This is a genomic window from Pseudomonas sp. GW821-FHT03A09 (assembly GCF_059421065.1).
The window spans coordinates 14,123-29,530 of sequence record NZ_JBWKUX010000017.1 but is presented as its reverse complement, the minus strand read 5'-3'; the positions used below and the strand labels follow the sequence as shown (position 1 = coordinate 29,530).

At 59.8% G+C, this 15,408-nt stretch carries 14 protein-coding genes; 2 read left to right on the top strand and 12 right to left on the bottom strand.

What is annotated here, in order from left to right:
- Positions 1-8 precede the first annotated feature (8 nt).
- Together AC07V4_RS24425 and AC07V4_RS24420 are read left to right on the top strand one after the other, a co-directional pair.
- The gene (locus AC07V4_RS24425; RefSeq protein ID WP_492638477.1) at positions 9-1,136 is read left to right on the top strand and encodes an acyl-CoA dehydrogenase; all 1,128 of its coding nucleotides are present in this window, start codon (positions 9-11) and stop codon (positions 1,134-1,136) included.
- Between the two features lie 11 nt (positions 1,137-1,147).
- Complete coding sequence (locus tag AC07V4_RS24420; protein WP_492638478.1) at positions 1,148-1,921, top strand: enoyl-CoA hydratase; 774 nt, start codon at positions 1,148-1,150, stop codon at positions 1,919-1,921.
- 137 nt (positions 1,922-2,058) lie between these two features.
- Here the strand turns inward: AC07V4_RS24420 and AC07V4_RS24415 are convergent, their stop codons facing one another.
- From AC07V4_RS24415 to arnC, 12 genes are all read right to left on the bottom strand, one after another.
- Entirely contained in the window at positions 2,059-3,210 is a 1,152-nt protein-coding gene (locus tag AC07V4_RS24415; RefSeq protein WP_492638479.1) for an acyl-CoA dehydrogenase family protein, read from the bottom strand.
- 3 nt (positions 3,211-3,213) lie between these two features.
- A complete protein-coding gene (locus AC07V4_RS24410) occupies positions 3,214-4,317 on the bottom strand; it encodes an enoyl-CoA hydratase/isomerase family protein (protein ID WP_492638480.1) in 1,104 nt (367 codons plus the stop codon).
- 131 nt (positions 4,318-4,448) lie between these two features.
- On the bottom strand, positions 4,449-5,159 hold the full coding sequence (locus AC07V4_RS24405; protein ID WP_492638481.1) for an HPP family protein: 711 nt from the start codon (positions 5,157-5,159) through the stop codon (positions 4,449-4,451).
- Positions 5,160-5,323: 164 nt separating this feature from the next.
- Positions 5,324-5,548: a type VI secretion system contractile sheath small subunit gene (locus AC07V4_RS24400; RefSeq protein ID WP_492638482.1), complete on the bottom strand. Its 225-nt coding sequence runs from the start codon at positions 5,546-5,548 to the stop codon at positions 5,324-5,326.
- Between the two features lie 267 nt (positions 5,549-5,815).
- Positions 5,816-7,438, bottom strand: coding sequence for an ArnT family glycosyltransferase (locus AC07V4_RS24395; RefSeq protein ID WP_492638483.1), 1,623 nt, complete (start codon positions 7,436-7,438; stop codon positions 5,816-5,818).
- Positions 7,439-7,441: 3 nt separating this feature from the next.
- On the bottom strand, positions 7,442-8,821 hold the full coding sequence (locus AC07V4_RS24390) for a UDP-glucose dehydrogenase family protein (protein ID WP_492638484.1): 1,380 nt from the start codon (positions 8,819-8,821) through the stop codon (positions 7,442-7,444).
- Positions 8,818-9,231, bottom strand: coding sequence for a 4-amino-4-deoxy-L-arabinose-phosphoundecaprenol flippase subunit ArnF (gene arnF / locus AC07V4_RS24385; RefSeq protein ID WP_492638485.1), 414 nt, complete (start codon positions 9,229-9,231; stop codon positions 8,818-8,820). Before arnF ends, AC07V4_RS24390 begins: the two co-directional genes overlap by 4 nt.
- Positions 9,228-9,575, bottom strand: coding sequence for a 4-amino-4-deoxy-L-arabinose-phosphoundecaprenol flippase subunit ArnE (gene arnE / locus AC07V4_RS24380; protein WP_492638486.1), 348 nt, complete (start codon positions 9,573-9,575; stop codon positions 9,228-9,230). Before arnE ends, arnF begins: the two co-directional genes overlap by 4 nt.
- Positions 9,572-11,227 carry a lipid IV(A) 4-amino-4-deoxy-L-arabinosyltransferase gene (gene arnT, locus AC07V4_RS24375; protein ID WP_492638487.1) on the bottom strand — a complete coding sequence of 552 codons (1,656 nt, stop codon included), beginning with the start codon at positions 11,225-11,227 and terminating at the stop codon, positions 9,572-9,574. The genes arnE and arnT overlap by 4 nt, the downstream gene beginning before the upstream one ends.
- Positions 11,224-12,108 (bottom strand): 4-deoxy-4-formamido-L-arabinose-phosphoundecaprenol deformylase, encoded by an 885-nt coding sequence (gene arnD, locus AC07V4_RS24370; protein ID WP_492638488.1) that lies wholly within the window; start codon positions 12,106-12,108, stop codon positions 11,224-11,226. Before arnD ends, arnT begins: the two co-directional genes overlap by 4 nt.
- Entirely contained in the window at positions 12,108-14,099 is a 1,992-nt protein-coding gene (gene arnA / locus AC07V4_RS24365) for a bifunctional UDP-4-amino-4-deoxy-L-arabinose formyltransferase/UDP-glucuronic acid oxidase ArnA (RefSeq protein WP_492638489.1), read from the bottom strand. The genes arnD and arnA overlap by 1 nt, the downstream gene beginning before the upstream one ends.
- Positions 14,096-15,130: an undecaprenyl-phosphate 4-deoxy-4-formamido-L-arabinose transferase gene (arnC, locus tag AC07V4_RS24360; RefSeq protein ID WP_431749827.1), complete on the bottom strand. Its 1,035-nt coding sequence runs from the start codon at positions 15,128-15,130 to the stop codon at positions 14,096-14,098. Before arnC ends, arnA begins: the two co-directional genes overlap by 4 nt.
- Positions 15,131-15,408: the final 278 nt, after the last annotated feature.

The following is a 15,408-nucleotide window of genomic DNA, read 5'->3' as shown; positions in this document are numbered from 1 at the left end:
GACGTCTTATGCTGCCCAATGAAGAACAACAGCAAATCAGCGACGCGGCTCGGCAATTCGCCCAGGAGCGCTTGAAACCCTTCGCCGCTGAGTGGGACCGCGAGCACCGCTTTCCCAAGGAAGCCATCGGCGAAATGGCCGGGCTGGGCTTTTTTGGCATGCTGGTGCCGGAACAGTGGGGCGGTTGCGACACCGGCTACCTGGCTTACGCCATGGCCCTGGAAGAAATTGCCGCGGGTGATGGTGCGTGCTCGACCATCATGAGCGTGCATAACTCGGTGGGTTGCGTGCCAATCCTCAAGTTCGGCAACGACCAGCAGAAAGAGCAATTCCTCAAGCCCCTCGCCAGTGGCGCCATGCTGGGCGCCTTCGCATTGACCGAGCCTCAGGCCGGTTCCGACGCCAGCAGCCTGAAAACCCGCGCACGCCTTAAGGGCGATCACTATGTGTTGAACGGCTGCAAACAGTTCATCACTTCTGGGCAGAACGCCGGTATCGTGATTGTGTTTGCGGTCACCGACCCGTCCGCCGGCAAGCGCGGGATCAGCGCATTCATCGTACCGACCGACTCGCCGGGCTACACGGTGGCACGGGTCGAGGACAAACTCGGGCAGCATGCCTCCGACACCTGCCAGATCCTGTTCGAAGACGTGAAGGTGCCGGTGGGCAATCGCTTGGGCGAGGAGGGTGAGGGCTACAAGATCGCCCTGGCCAACCTCGAAGGTGGCCGCGTCGGCATCGCCTCGCAATCAGTGGGCATGGCCCGTGCGGCGTTTGAAGCGGCCCGCGACTATGCGCGCGAGCGCGAAAGCTTCGGCAAGGCACTGATTGAACACCAGGCCGTGGCGTTCCGCCTGGCCGACATGGCCACGCAAATCGCGGTGGCCCGGCAGATGGTGCACTACGCCGCCGCCTTGCGTGACAGCGGCAAACAGGCGCTGGTGGAAGCTTCCATGGCCAAGCTGTTTGCCTCGGAAATGGCCGAGAAAGTCTGCTCGGCTGCCTTGCAAACCTTGGGCGGTTACGGTTACCTGAGCGACTTCCCCTTGGAACGGATCTACCGCGATGTGCGGGTCTGCCAAATCTACGAAGGCACCAGCGATATCCAGCGCATGGTCATCTCACGCAATCTTTAAGGAGCCGATACATGAGTTACGAAACCATCTTGCTTGAAGTCCAGGACCGCGTTGGGCTGATTACCCTCAACCGCCCCCAAGCCCTGAATGCCTTGAATGCGCAACTGGTCAGCGAACTGAACCAGGCGCTGGACGGCCTGGAAGCCGACCCGAAAATCGGCTGCATCGTGTTGACTGGCTCGAAAAAAGCCTTCGCCGCCGGCGCCGACATCAAGGAAATGGCCGAACTGACCTACCCGCAGATCTACCTGGACGACCTGTTCAGCGACAGCGACCGTGTGGCCAACCGCCGCAAGCCGATCATTGCGGCGGTCAACGGCTTTGCTCTCGGCGGTGGCTGCGAACTGGCGTTGATGTGCGACTTTATCCTCGCGGGTGACGGCGCCAAATTCGGCCAACCGGAAATCAACCTCGGCGTACTACCGGGCATGGGCGGCACCCAGCGCCTGACCCGTGCAGTAGGCAAGGCCAAGGCCATGGAAATGTGCCTGACCGGGCGCTTTATCGACGCTGTGGAAGCAGAGCGTTGCGGGATCGTGGCGCGTATCGTACCGGCCGATGAGCTGCTGGAAGAAGCGCTCAAAGTAGCCACGCTGATCGCCGGCAAATCGGTGCCGATCAGCATGATGGTCAAGGAAAGTGTGAACCGTGCGTTTGAGGTGAGCCTGTCCGAAGGCGTGCGCTTTGAGCGCCGGGTGTTCCATGCGGCGTTCGCGACGCAGGATCAGAAGGAAGGCATGGCCGCATTCGTGGGCAAGCGCGCGCCGGAGTTCAAGGACAAGTAACCCGCCCTTACGAACACTGAGTATCAAATGTGGGAGGGGGCTTGCTCCCGATAGCGGTGGATCAGTCAAAGATATTGAGACTGACACACTGCGATCGGGAGCAAGCCCCCTCCCACATTTAGTTATCAGGGTGTCAGTTAGAGTTGATAGTTCTTCAGTTCCCGCGCAATCACCATCCGCTGAATCTCGCTGGTGCCTTCGTAAATCTGCGTGATCCGCGCATCCCGGTAGTAACGCTCCACCGGGTAATCCTCCAGATAGCCATACCCACCATGTATCTGCATCGCCGAGGAACAGACCTTTTCGGCCATTTCCGAGGCAAACAGCTTGGCTTGTGACGCTTCCGAGAGACACGGCTTGCCAGCACTGCGCAGGCGTGCGGCGTGTAGTATCAGCAAGCGTGCGGCATTGAGTTGGGTCTGCATGTCTGCCAGCAGGTTGGCCACGCTCTGATGCTCGATGATCGCCTTGTTGAACTGCACACGATCCCGGGCATAGGCCAACGCCGCTTCAAACGCCGCACGGGCGATACCCAGGGCCTGGGCTGCAATCCCAATGCGACCCCCTTCGAGGTTGGACAAGGCAATGGCCAGGCCCTTGCCACGCTCACCCAGCAGGTTGGCCTCGGGCACGGCGCACTGGTTGAGGGTCACGGCACAGGTGTCCGAGGCACGAATGCCCATCTTGTGTTCGGTGCGGTCGACCACGAAGCCCGGGGTGTCGGTAGGTACCAGGAACGCGGAAATACCTTTCTTGCCCAACTCCGGGTCGGTGACCGCGAACACAATGGCCAACCGAGCGCGCTTGCCATTGCTGACAAACTGCTTGGCGCCGGTAATCACCCACTGACCATCGCGCAGTTCTGCACGGGTGCGCAGGTTATGGGCTTCGGAACCGGCTTGGGGTTCGGTCAGGCAGAAGCAACCAATGGCTTGGCCGCTGGCAAGGGCAGGCAGCCAGGTCTGTTTCTGCTCTTGTGTGCCGAAGTTGAGGATTGGCCCGCAACCCACTGAATTATGGATACTCATCAGTGCGCCTGTAGCCCCATCGCCGGCGGAAATTTCCTCGACTGCGAGGGCATAGGCGACGTAGTCGACATAGGTGCCGCCCCATTCTTCCGGGACCACCATGCCGAGCAGGCCCAGTTCGCCCATCTTCGCTACCAGCGCGTCGTCGATCCAGCCGGCTTTCTCCCAAGCCTGGGCATAGGGGGCGATTTCACCACGGGCAAAATCGCGCGCCATGTCGCGGATCATCACTTGTTCTTCTGTGTATTCAAGATCTTGCATGGCTTATCTCGCAACCGGCACGAAGTGATGGAAAAAGCGATCGACATGGCCGGCGTCCAGGCCCTGGAGTGTCGGCGGGTTCCAACGAGGACTCTTGTCTTTGTCGATGATCAGGGCGCGCACCCCTTCGATCAGGTCGCCACGTTCGAACCATTGTCGATCCAGGTGCAGCTCCAGCGCAAAGCACTGCTCCAGCGGCAGGTGTCGGCCACGACGCAGCATTTGCAGGGTGACAGCCATGGCCAGCGGCGAGCGGGTTTGCATCAGGTTGGCGGTGGTCAGCGCCCATTCATGGCTGTCGGCAACGGTCACGACGCGTAGTTGCTCGACGATGCTGGGCACGTCCGGCAAGGCGAAGAAATGGTCGATGGCGGGGCGCAAGGCTGCCAGCGGTGGCTCAGGCAATTGCTGCACCGCGAGCCTGGCGAGTACGCCTTGCAGGTCCTTGAGTGGGGAGTCGCGCCATTGCAGGTGGTCGAGTTTCTGATCCAGCTCCGCAAGCTTGGCGCTGTCGAGGTACCAGTCGGCCAAGCCGCAATACAGTGCATCGGCCGCACGAATCTGCACCCCGGTGACGCCAAGGTAAATCCCCAGTTCGCCGGGAATGCGTGGCAGGAAGTAGCTACCGCCTACATCCGGGAAGTAACCGATGGCCACCTCAGGCATTGCCAGGCGGCTGCGCTCGGTGACCACGCGCAGATCCGCGCCTTGCACCAGCCCCATCCCGCCGCCCAGGACAAAGCCATCCATCAGGGCGAGTACGGGTTTGCGGTAGTGGTGGATAGCCAGGTCGAGGGCGTATTCCTCAACGAAGAAGTCTTGGTGCAAGGTGTCGCCGTTCTTGAAGCTGTCATACAAGGAACGGATATCGCCCCCGGCGCAAAAGGCTTTCTCGCCGGCACCGCGTAGTACCACGGCGTGAACCTGCGGGTCATCGGCCCAGGTCTGTAATTGCGAGGTCAGGCGCCGCACCATGTCCAGGGTGATAGCGTTCAAGCCTTCGGGGCGATTGAGGGTGAGGTGGCCGATGTGGTTGCGGACCTCGGCCAATACCTCTTCCTGAAGACTACCGGCGCTGCTTGCTTCGGATGAAACCTGAGCAGTCATCTCTAACTCCCTGCTTTTATTGTTCTTTATCAAGATGTTCGCGGACGAACCATCTCGCGATCGTACCAGTGCAAATTTGCCCAGTACAACCCAGAATCCTGCAGGTCGTTTTTGCATTTATGCAGGGGCTGTCACGCGGCGCGATTGGCGAGGACTTCACCGATACTGCGACGTCGCGCATGGCTCTGCGCCGTATGAATCAGATGCTCAAGCTCGGTGGGTTCCACGTCATAGAACTGCTCCATTTCGGCCAGGGCAAGTTTCAGATCCTCGGCTGTGATCATCGGGTCTACGGCCTGTGATGGGGTGTTCGGTATGAGCGCCGGAGACTCGATGAGCCCCTTGGGGTATCGCGTGCGGGTAGCATTGTTGTAGGCCAGTGCACACGCCAACAGCGCGCCTGCGCCGAGCATGACCGGCGCCAGTTCATGCCAGCCGAGGGCGATGGATGCCGGGTCTGCCAATACCAGCGTCATTGCCAGCCCTCCGGCGGGCGGGTGCAAGCAGCGTAGCCAGCAAATCAGCACAACGGTCATGCCTGCCGCGAGGCAAGCACTGCCCAAGGTGCGGCCCAGTACCCGGGCCACTAGCAGCGCGACGACACCGGCACACAAGTAACTGCCGATGATCGACCACGGCTGTGCCAGCGCCCCGGAAGACACGGCAAACAGCAGCACCGCGGAAGCCCCCAGCGGGCCCAGCAGATGCAAGGCGACTTCCATGCCAAATACTTGGGCGCATACCCAGACACTGAGCATCGTGCCCAAGGCCATGCCAATAGCGGCACGACTCCATTCAGCAGGGCGGGTATTGATTGCAGCGGGTAACCAGCGAGCGAGCATTAAAAGAGGTCCGTAAACAGCGGGCGAAAAAAAAGGCCTGCCTGGTTTCCCGGAAGAGCCTTTTGAAAGTTCCAACATTTGGGGGAGGAACCTGCGCAGTGTGCCGAGCTTGCTCCATTGGCGCAAATGCATATTAATGAAGATTAAATGCAGAAATACTGCATTCAAATCACTTCGTCGAACCTGATAGCGGGGGCCTTGGGCGTCATCGGTGTATTGGTTTTACCCAGTACACGGCTATAGGTTTCTTCGTTGAACCAGCGTTTCTGCAGATCTTCCTGTAGCGCAGGCTCGTTGGCCAGCGGCCCTTTCAACGCCACCAGGGCGTCGCGCAGCTCCATCAGCCGGTCCAGCCCCGGTAGCGGTATAAGCAATAGATCCTCACGCACGGCATCGCCCTCTCAATCAAATAAGCCAGTGCTTGGCCTACAGCGTCCTTGTTGTCATGCAGGGTGCTTTAACCCGTGCCTGGAGGCGGGGTGGTAGATAGTTAACGCACTTGGCAAGCGAGTCTACATTTGGGCTCCGGGCTCCGGAAGGGGAAGTTCAGCGGCCGTTACGCAAAGGTATGTAGGTGTTTTCTTGGGGGGCCTAATGAAAAACGCCCACTCGTTGAGGAGTGAGCGTTCTTTCTTACGAGGCGACAGAAAATTCAATCAAGGAAGTGCGGTTTTCACCAGATGCAGTAGCACATAAGGGTTCTTATCGAACTCCCCAGTGAGTGTCGGCGTGATCGAACGCAGGCGTGGATCGGTGAGCCCTTCAAAGTCAGACTGGCTCATGACCAACCAGGCCGGTGCCTGGATCACTGCCAGCTCGGCAGGCAGTTGGGTGAACAGCGGCACCTTGTCACAATCGAAGTTGACCATGAACTTGATGGCTTTCGCGTCCTTACCCAAGGCGTGTAGTACCACCGGCGCCGGTTCCTGCAGGATCTGCGTTTTGACCGCGAGGGTGAACGTACGCGTGTCGTACAACGAACGCTCCAGCGGTTCCACGACCACGATATAGGTGGACCAAATCGCAAGCACCGCCGCCAATGCCGGACCGAAAGGACGCAACCGCGCCTTGAACAACGCCAGCAGCGCCAGGACCTGAAGCACGCCCAGCAGCACGAAGATCAGGCCCAGGCTATCGAGCTGTGCCGGGTAACGCTTGCGCGCAACCACCAGGCCGATTGCCAACAATCCCGGCAACAGCGTCCAGATACCCAGCATCAAGCCGCGCAACCAGGCGAACAGCCGTCCTTGAGTTACTTGGAAGGGGTACGCTGCAATAATCGCTGCCATCGGTAGCATCGGCAGGATATAGCGTGCTTTTTTCGCCTGGGGTACCGACAAACCGAGCATCACCAACAAGCCAGCCGCCGCGCAATAGAGCACCAGCTTCAACGCCGGGTCTGGTGCACGTCGGCCGCCAATCACTACAACCAACAGCACCAGGAGTGCAACCGGGTACGCCAAGGCATAGTTGCCCATGGAGCTGGTGAAGTAATACAGCACACCGCTGGAGCCTTCAGTGCCATCCATGCGACCGAGGAACTGCATGCGGATGACGTCCTGCATGAACACTTCACCGCCACTGAGCTTGGCCAGCAGCAACAGCAGGCCCACACACGCGGCCAGCAGTGCCAGCGCCAACAAGCCAAAGCTGAACATCTGCCGCCATTGGCGATTGATCAGGTAATAGCTGCACAGCACGCCGGTAGGGATCACCAGGCCGATAGGTCCGCGAATGGCAAATCCCAGAATCACCAGCAGGAATAGCCAATGCAGACGCTTGGCCGCACCGAAATGATCGTGGGCATAACCCAGGTAAAACACCGCCAATGCGACAGCGGCGAGCATCTGGTCCAGGGAGACCGCACGGGTCTCACTGATGAACGTGCTGCTGAGCAGCAACATGGCGATGCTCAGCACGCCCCAGCGCGGGGAGTAGGGCGCGGTCAGGCGGTACACCAGGATCACGATGAATGCCGAGGCGATAGCCGTCGGCAGCCACGCCGTCAGGCTGGTGACCTGGCCCAGCGGCAAGGACAGCAGCCAGGTCAGCAGGGTCGAGGTCGCCAGGTAATCGGCATAGGGTTGGCCGTAGGTCGTGGGGAAAAAGCTCGGCCCATGGCGCAGCATTTCCTGGGCAAACACCACAAAACGCGAGTCAAACCCGATGATCGCCTGGTGCCAGTTGCCGGCGATGAACAGCACCAGTGCCAAGAGCCCAAGCCCCAGTGACTGGTAACGAATCGTTGCATTCAGCAGGGGCGGTTGAGCTTTGTTCACGTATCAGTCTTCCTTGACCTGTGGCACCCAGTTTTGCTGGGGAATGGGCAACTCGCAGGAGTCACCGCGACCCATTGGGAAATACTTGAAGCCTTTACGGGCCAGACGCTCGCCGTCGTACAGGTTGCGACCGTCGAAAATCACCGGATTTTTCAGGCGCTGCTGGATCAGATCGAAGTCCGGCGCCTTGAACTGCTGCCACTCGGTGCAGACGATCAGCGCATCGGCGCCGCTCAAGGCCGACTCCGGGGTGCCCAACAGGGCCAGGCGTGGCTCGTCGCCATAAATACGCTGGGTTTCCTGCATGGCTTCCGGGTCGAACGCACGTACATTGGCGCCGGCGGCCCATAGGGCTTCCATCAGTACGCGGCTTGGCGCATCGCGCATGTCGTCAGTGTTGGGCTTGAACGCCAGGCCCCACAACGCGAAGGTCTTGCCCTTCAATTCGCCTTTGAAGTAAGCGTTGATACGCTCGAACAGCTTGCTCTTCTGGCGTTGGTTGATGGCTTCCACGGCTTCGAGCAGGTCGCTGGAGCAGTTGGCTTCCTTGGCGCTGTGAATCAGGGCGCGCATGTCTTTGGGGAAGCACGAACCGCCGTAGCCGCAGCCCGGGTAGATGAAGTGGTAGCCAATGCGCGAGTCGGCACCAATGCCCAGGCGTACCGCTTCGATGTCGGCCCCCAGGTGTTCGGCCAGCTCAGCGATCTGGTTGATGAAGCTGATCTTGGTAGCCAGCATGCAGTTGGCTGCGTACTTGGTCAGCTCGGCACTGCGCAGGTCCATGAAGATGATGCGGTCGTGGTTGCGGTTGAACGGCGCGTACAGGTCGCGCATCACTTCACGCACTTCTTCGCGCTCACAGCCGATGATGATGCGGTCCGGGCGGCGGCAATCGGCAACGGCCGTGCCTTCCTTGAGGAATTCCGGGTTGGAGACGATATCGAACTCCAAGTGGCGGCCGGCAACGTGCAGGTTCTTCTCGATGTGCGCGCGCAGGGTATCGCCGGTGCCGACAGGCACGGTGGATTTTTCCACCAGGATGACCGGTTCCATGCGGTGACGGGACACCGCATCACCCACCGACAGTACGTATTTCAGGTCCGCGGAGCCGTCTTCGTCCGAAGGCGTACCGACCGCGATGAACAGCACTTCACCGTGTTCAACGGCGAGCTTTTCATCATAAGTGAAGTGCAGGCGTCCGCTTTCCAGGTTCTCTTTGACCATGGCAGCCAGGCCTGGCTCGAAGATGGTCACGTGGCCTTTCTGAAGCGATTCGACCTTGCTCTTGTCAACGTCCATGCAGATGACATCGTGACCGACTTCGGCCAATACGGTGGCCTGCACCAGACCGACGTAACCACTACCAAACACACTGATTTTCATGGGGTATTCCTGGGACTTAGGGTGCTAGCACGACGAGAGTTAATAACCAGTACACCGAGGATGACCAAGGCCACCCCCAGGGTTTTTGAAAGCGAAAAATGTTCGTTGAACACCGGCAGGCTGGCGGCCAGCAGATAAACCAGCGCATAGCTGATGCTGAGCAGCGAATAGGCGCGGCCCAGGGGCAGGTCTTTGAGGGCCCCGAGCCAGCAGAGCATCGATAGCGCATAGGCGATGATCGCCAGGATCACCACGCCCAAGGCGCCAAGGTCGATAGCATTGCTGTTGAAGGCGGCCAGCCATTCTGTGGGCAGCGGCAGGCGCGTCATACTCCAGCGCATGCCCAGTTGGGCAGCGCTGACCAGACCGACACTGCCCAGGGCCAGGGCGAAACCACGGGTTTGACTCATACCTGGCGCCCCAGCAACACAACACCGGCGATCACCAGCGCGACACCTAGCCAGTGGCGGCCATCGATATGTTCATGAAACACAAAGTGAGCCATCAACGTGACCAGTACGAAGTTCAGGCTGAGCATGGGATAGGCAATGCCGACTTCCAGGCGTTGCAGAACCAGCAACCACACCAGCAAACCCAGGCCAAGGCAAAACAGTGCCGACCACAACCAGGGCGAGCGCAGTTTCAGTGTCCAACCGTCTGGCTGGTCGCGCCAGCTTTCGACGGCAAATTTTTGCGAGACCTGGCCCATGCAGGTAAGCAGACAGGCGCTCAGCAACAAAAGCAGAGTGATCATTGCGCGGCCTGAGGGAAGATCATGATCACGATATTGCCTTGTTCGTAGCGCTTGCCGTCTTTGGGCAGCAACTCGACTTCGGCGACTTCGTCTTCGCCCTTGACCCGCATCACCACACCCACGGCGCCTTGCTTGCGCGCATCGCTCATCCATTGCTGGACCTGGGTCGGGTCGACCTTGCGATAGGCAGTATCCGGGTAGGCAATGCCGTATTTCACTTCACCCACGGTGTTGTAGAGGGTGACTTCAGGGCGTGCCAGGCGCCAGGACAGGGCCGATGCCGCGCCCAGATCATTGCTCAGCAATGCGCTGGTCGGTTGCAGTTCTTGCAAGTGATCGATGATGAACTGGTCCGGCGTCTTGTTGTAAACCACCGAATGCGGCAGCGCGGCCGGGACCAGCGCCACCAGCAGCCAGCTGCCGACAACGGGCGCGGCCCACAGCGTCAAGGGCCGTGCAGCTTGCAGCAGGTTGACCACGATCCAGCCGAACAGGAAGGTAAACACCAGCACCAGGCTGAGGGTTTCCTGCCCAGGCTCGTAGATCGGCTTTTTCAGTTGGAACCAACTGATCGCCAGCAAGGCCACGACGCCGATCACCAGGTTCAACCCACCGTTGATGCGCAATGCACGGGCCTTGCCTTGGGAGAGCTTGTCGCTCAGGGTCGACCCCATCAGCAGGGCCAAGGGCAACAGGCACGGCATGATGTAGGACGGCAGCTTGCCCTTGGCCAGGCTGAAAAATGCCAGGGGCATCAGCAACCACAGCAGCAGAAATGCGGTTTTCGGCAGGCGCTTTTCGTCCCAGGCTTGCTTGGCGGTGGACGGCAGCAGGGCGATCCATGGCAACGAGAATGCAACCATCAATGGCAGGTAATACCAGAAAGGTTCAGCGTGCTGTGCGTCTTCACCGGCAAAACGCTGGATATGTTCATGCCAGAAAAAGAAGTTCCAGTAGTCCGGCTCTTGCAGGTGCACGGCCAATGCCCACGGCACGCTGACGGCAATCGCCACGACCACGGCCACAACACCGTAACCCAGCAACTCACCCAGGCGTTTCTGCCAGAGGGCGTAGGGCAGGGCGATCAGCACCGGCAGCAACCACGCCAGGAAGCCCTTGGTCATGAACCCCATGCCACAGGCAAAGCCCAGCAAGGCCCAGGACCACAAACGGCCACGGCGAGTGGTGCTATCGAAGCAGAACCAGAGCGCGACACCCGTCAGGTTCACCCAGAAGGTGAACTGCGGGTCAAGGTTGGCATAACCGCCGAGCAGGGCCACGCTGACAAAGCTCATGTACAGCACGGTGCTGACCAGGCTTTTTTGCGGGTCGTTCCACAACCGACGAGAGACCAGATACACCAGCAGGATGCTCAACCCGGTACTCAAGGCCGAAGCAAAACGCACGCCGAACAGGTTCTGCCCGAAGAGCGCCTGGCCCAGCGCGATCATCCAGTAGCCCGCCGCGGGTTTTTCGAAGTAGCGAATGCCCATGAAATGCGGCGAAGCCCACTTACCGGTCAGCAACATTTCCTGGCTGATCTGTGCATAGCGGGTTTCATCGGGAATCCACAAGCCGTGGGTGGCCAGGGGTAACAGGTAGAACAGGCCAAACGCCAACAGGAGCAGGGACAGTGCCCAGCGCCGGATCATGCCTGTTGCACTCCGAGCCAGCCTTCTCGGCCGCTCAACGCACCGCGCACCAACTGTTGCTGGGGCAGGGTGGTCACATCCGCGGGCAACAGGTCGCCCAGGGGTTTGAAGTCGATGCCACGCTGCCCGGCTTGGGCGAGCAACTGGCGGAAATCATCAGCCATCAGAATCCCTTCTACTTCTGCGTGGATCGTGTAGACATTCAGTTTCGACTCGGCAAACCGGTCAAGAATGAAACTGTTGAAATCTTTGGCAGCCACTACCGGCCCGACGACTTCGTCGAAGGTCGGCAGGTCCACCGGAATTTGTGGAGTGCCCGCGCTGCCATCGGCCAAGGTTGGTCGAAACAGGCTGGTGCCCCGGCAATCGCTGTTATAGCGAAAGTTGAAGCCTTGCTTGGCTTGCACGACGCGTTCATCGGCGCGCCATCCGGCAGCCGCTGAACAGTCGATGCGCTCACCCAGGATATCGCTCAAGGTGTCGACGCCACGGCGGATCTGTTCGATCAACTGTGCCTCGCTCCAGCGCCCGGTGTTGGCCTGCCAGCCGTGGTGATCCCACGCGTGCAGGCCGACTTCATGGCCGGCGGCCTTGGCCTGGCGCATCAGATGCCCCAGGTCACGGCCAATCGGTTTGCCTGGCCAGGCGGTGCCGGCCAGCAAAATATCCAGGCCATACAGGCCGACAGCATTGGAACGCAGCATCTTCCACAGGAATTGCGGGCGGATGAGGCGCCACAAGTGGCGCCCCATGTTGTCCGGCCCAACGCTGAAGAAGAACGTCGCTTTCACCCCGGCTTCATCCAGGGATTCGAGCAACCGCGGCACACCTTCACGGGTGCCACGGTAGGTGTCGACGTCAATGCGAAGACCTGCCTGCATTACTTCTTGTCCGCGATTTCGAGCATGGCTTCTTTCAGGAAGAAGTCCAGGGTGTTGCCGATGGTTTCGCTCATCTCTACGGTCGGCTCCCAGTTCAGCAGGCGCTTGGCGTTTTCGATGCTTGGCTTACGGTGTGCCACGTCCTGGTAACCAGTGCCGTAGAACGCCTTGCTTTCTACGTCGCGGAAACCAGCGAACGGAGGGAAGTTGCTGCGCAGCGGGTGAGCCTCGAACTGACGCAGCAGCTCTTCGCCCAACTGACGGATGCTGGCTTCGTTTTCCGGGTTGCCGATGTTGACGATCTGGCCGTCGCACACACCGTTTTCGTTATCAATGATGCGGGCCAGGGCCTCGATGCCGTCAGCGATGTCAGTGAAGCAACGCTTCTGCTCGCCACCGTCGAACAGACGGATCGGGGTGCCTTCCACCAGGTTCAGGATCAACTGGGTGATCGCGCGGGAGCTGCCGATACGCGCCGAATCCAGACGGTCCAGGCGCGGGCCCATCCAGTTGAATGGACGGAACAGGGTGAACTTCAGGCCTTTGTCGCCGTAGGCCCAGATCACACGGTCCAACAGTTGCTTGGAGACCGAGTAGATCCAACGCTGCTTGTTGACCGGGCCAACCACCAGGTTGGAGGTGTCTTCGTCGAAATACTGGTCCTGGCACATGCCATAGACTTCGGAGGTCGACGGGAAGATCACGCGCTTGTTGTACTTGACGCAGTAGCGAACCAGTTTCAGGTTCTCTTCGAAGTCCAGCTCGAATACGCGCAGCGGGTTACGGGTGTATTCGATTGGCGTGGCGATGGCCACCAGCGGCAGGACCACGTCGCACTTCTTGATGTGGTACTCGATCCACTCGGTGTGGATGCTGATGTCGCCTTCCACGTAGTGGAAGTTCGGATGGCTGCGCAGGCGCTCGATGGCGTCGGAGCCGATATCCAGGCCGTAGATTTCGTAGCGGTCGTCACGCAGCAGGCGCTCGGACAGGTGGTTACCGATGAAACCGTTCACACCCAGGATCAGTACGCGGGTACGACGTGGCTTGCGGCCGGACTCGGCGCCGCGCAGAACGGAACCGTCCACCAGGCCCAGTACATCCGCCAGGGCAGGGCCGGCCAGGAACAGGCCGTCGGCGTTGCGCTGACCGAACTTGACTACCAGGGAGTCTTCACCGCAGGCGATGCGCAGCGGGTTGACGCTGATCACGCGGCCAGGTGCCAGGCCTTCGTTGCCCTTGACCACTTCGGCTTGCCAAACGATCAGTTTGTGCTCGCCCACGGCGCAGAAAGCACCCGGGTAAGGTTGAGTGACGGCGCGAACCAGGTTGAACAGCTCTTCAGCTGGTTTTTTCCAGTCCAGCTTGCCATCGGCGGCGGTACGGCGGCCGAAGTAGGTGGCCTGGCTTTCGTCCTGGGCGGTTTCAGCCAGCTTGCCTTGAGCCAGTTGTGGCAGCGCATCACGCAGCAGGTTGGTAGCGGCTTCACGCAGCTTGGCGTGCAGGGTCAGGCCAGTATCCGTGCGGTCGATAATGACTTTCTGCTGGGCCAGGATCGCGCCTGCATCGGCACGCTTGACCATACGGTGCAGGGTCACGCCGGTTTCGGTTTCGCCGTTGACCAGCACCCAGTTCGCCGGGGCGCGGCCACGGTACTTAGGCAGCAGGGAGCCGTGCAGGTTGAACGCACCTTTTTTGGCGGTGGCCAGCAGGGCTTCGCTCAGCAGGTTGCGGTAGTAGAAGGAAAAGATGAAGTCCGGGTTCAGCTTGGCAATGCGCTCGATCCACAGTGGGTGGTTGGCGTCTTCCGGAGCATGTACCGGGATGCCATTGCGCGCGCAGAGTTGGGCGACGGAACCGTAGAAGTTGTTTTCCTTGGGGTCGTCGGCATGGGTGAACACGGCAGCAATGTCGTAGCCGGCGGTCAGCAGGGCTTCAATGCCTGCACAGCCAATATCGTGGTAAGCGAAGACAACAGCTTTTGAATTCATGACGAAACCTGATCGGAAGGAGAAGTGGAAGAGTGAGACGTTGCCAGGCCGTCGACCACGACGACCGGCGCAGGTGCTGCGGGTTGGTTACGCAGCACTTTTTCAATAAAGAAGCGTGGACGGGCACGCACGTCACTGTACATGCGTCCCAGGTATTCACCCAAGAGGCCCATGCCGATGAATTGACCACCGGTGAACACGAACAGCACGGCAAACAGCACGAACATGCCTGAACCGGCCCATTCAGCACCGAAGACCAGCCGCAGGAAGACCAACGCTATCGCAAACAGCATGCCCAGTGCCGCCAGGCTGAAACCCACAATGGAGAGCAGGCGCAGCGGGGTGGTAGTCATGCAGGTCAGCAGGTCGAACATCAGGCTGATCAGGCGCATCGGGCTGTACTTGGACACGCCGTGTTCACGCTCAGCGTGATGCACCAGGATTTCCGTGGTGTGACGGGCAAAACCGTTGGCCAGGATCGGAATGAAGGTGCTGCGCTCGCGGCAGGCCAGCATCGCATCGACGATGGTGCGACGGTAAGCACGCAGCATGCAGCCGTAGTCCGACATGGCGACGCCGGTGGAGCGTTGTACGGCCAGGTTGATCAAGCGCGAAGGCCAGCGGCGGAACGCCGAGTCCTGACGGTTGTTGCGCACGGTGGCAACCACGTCGTAGCCCAGGGCGGCTTGCTCCACCAGGCGCGGGATTTCTTCCGGCGGGTTCTGCAGGTCGGCGTCCAGGGTAATCACCACATCGCCACGGCACTGCTCGAAGCCGGCCATGATCGCCGCATGCTGGCCGTAGTTACGGTTGAGGATCACCGCGACCACGTTGCTGCCTTCTTCAGCGGCAGCGTCTTCCAGCAGTTGGGCCGAACTGTCACGGCTACCGTCATCCACCAGGATGATTTCGTATTTGTAGGCCAGTTGCTTGCAAGCCGCCGTCGTACGACGCAGCAATTCAGGCAAGCTGTCTTCTTCGTTGTAGACCGGGATAACGATCGACACGAGATCAATAGGGTAGGGTTTCAAAGATTCAAGACCTCGGGGCTAGAGCAATTGGAGCGTGAAAACAGCAGTAATCCGGGCTGATGGACAGCGGGCAGATTAAACGTAGCGTGGGGTTGCGGCATTCATTTGACTTTCCTGAGGACGGGCACTGGTTTCTTCCATGGGCTTGCAGAGTAAAGACGAAATATATGAAAGGTAAAGCCTAATCAACAGGTTAGTCGGGAAAAACGCGGTTCGTTCTCAAGTCCTGCGGCCAAGGTTAAGCGGAAAAATGTTGAACGAATATGAAAGGCATATGA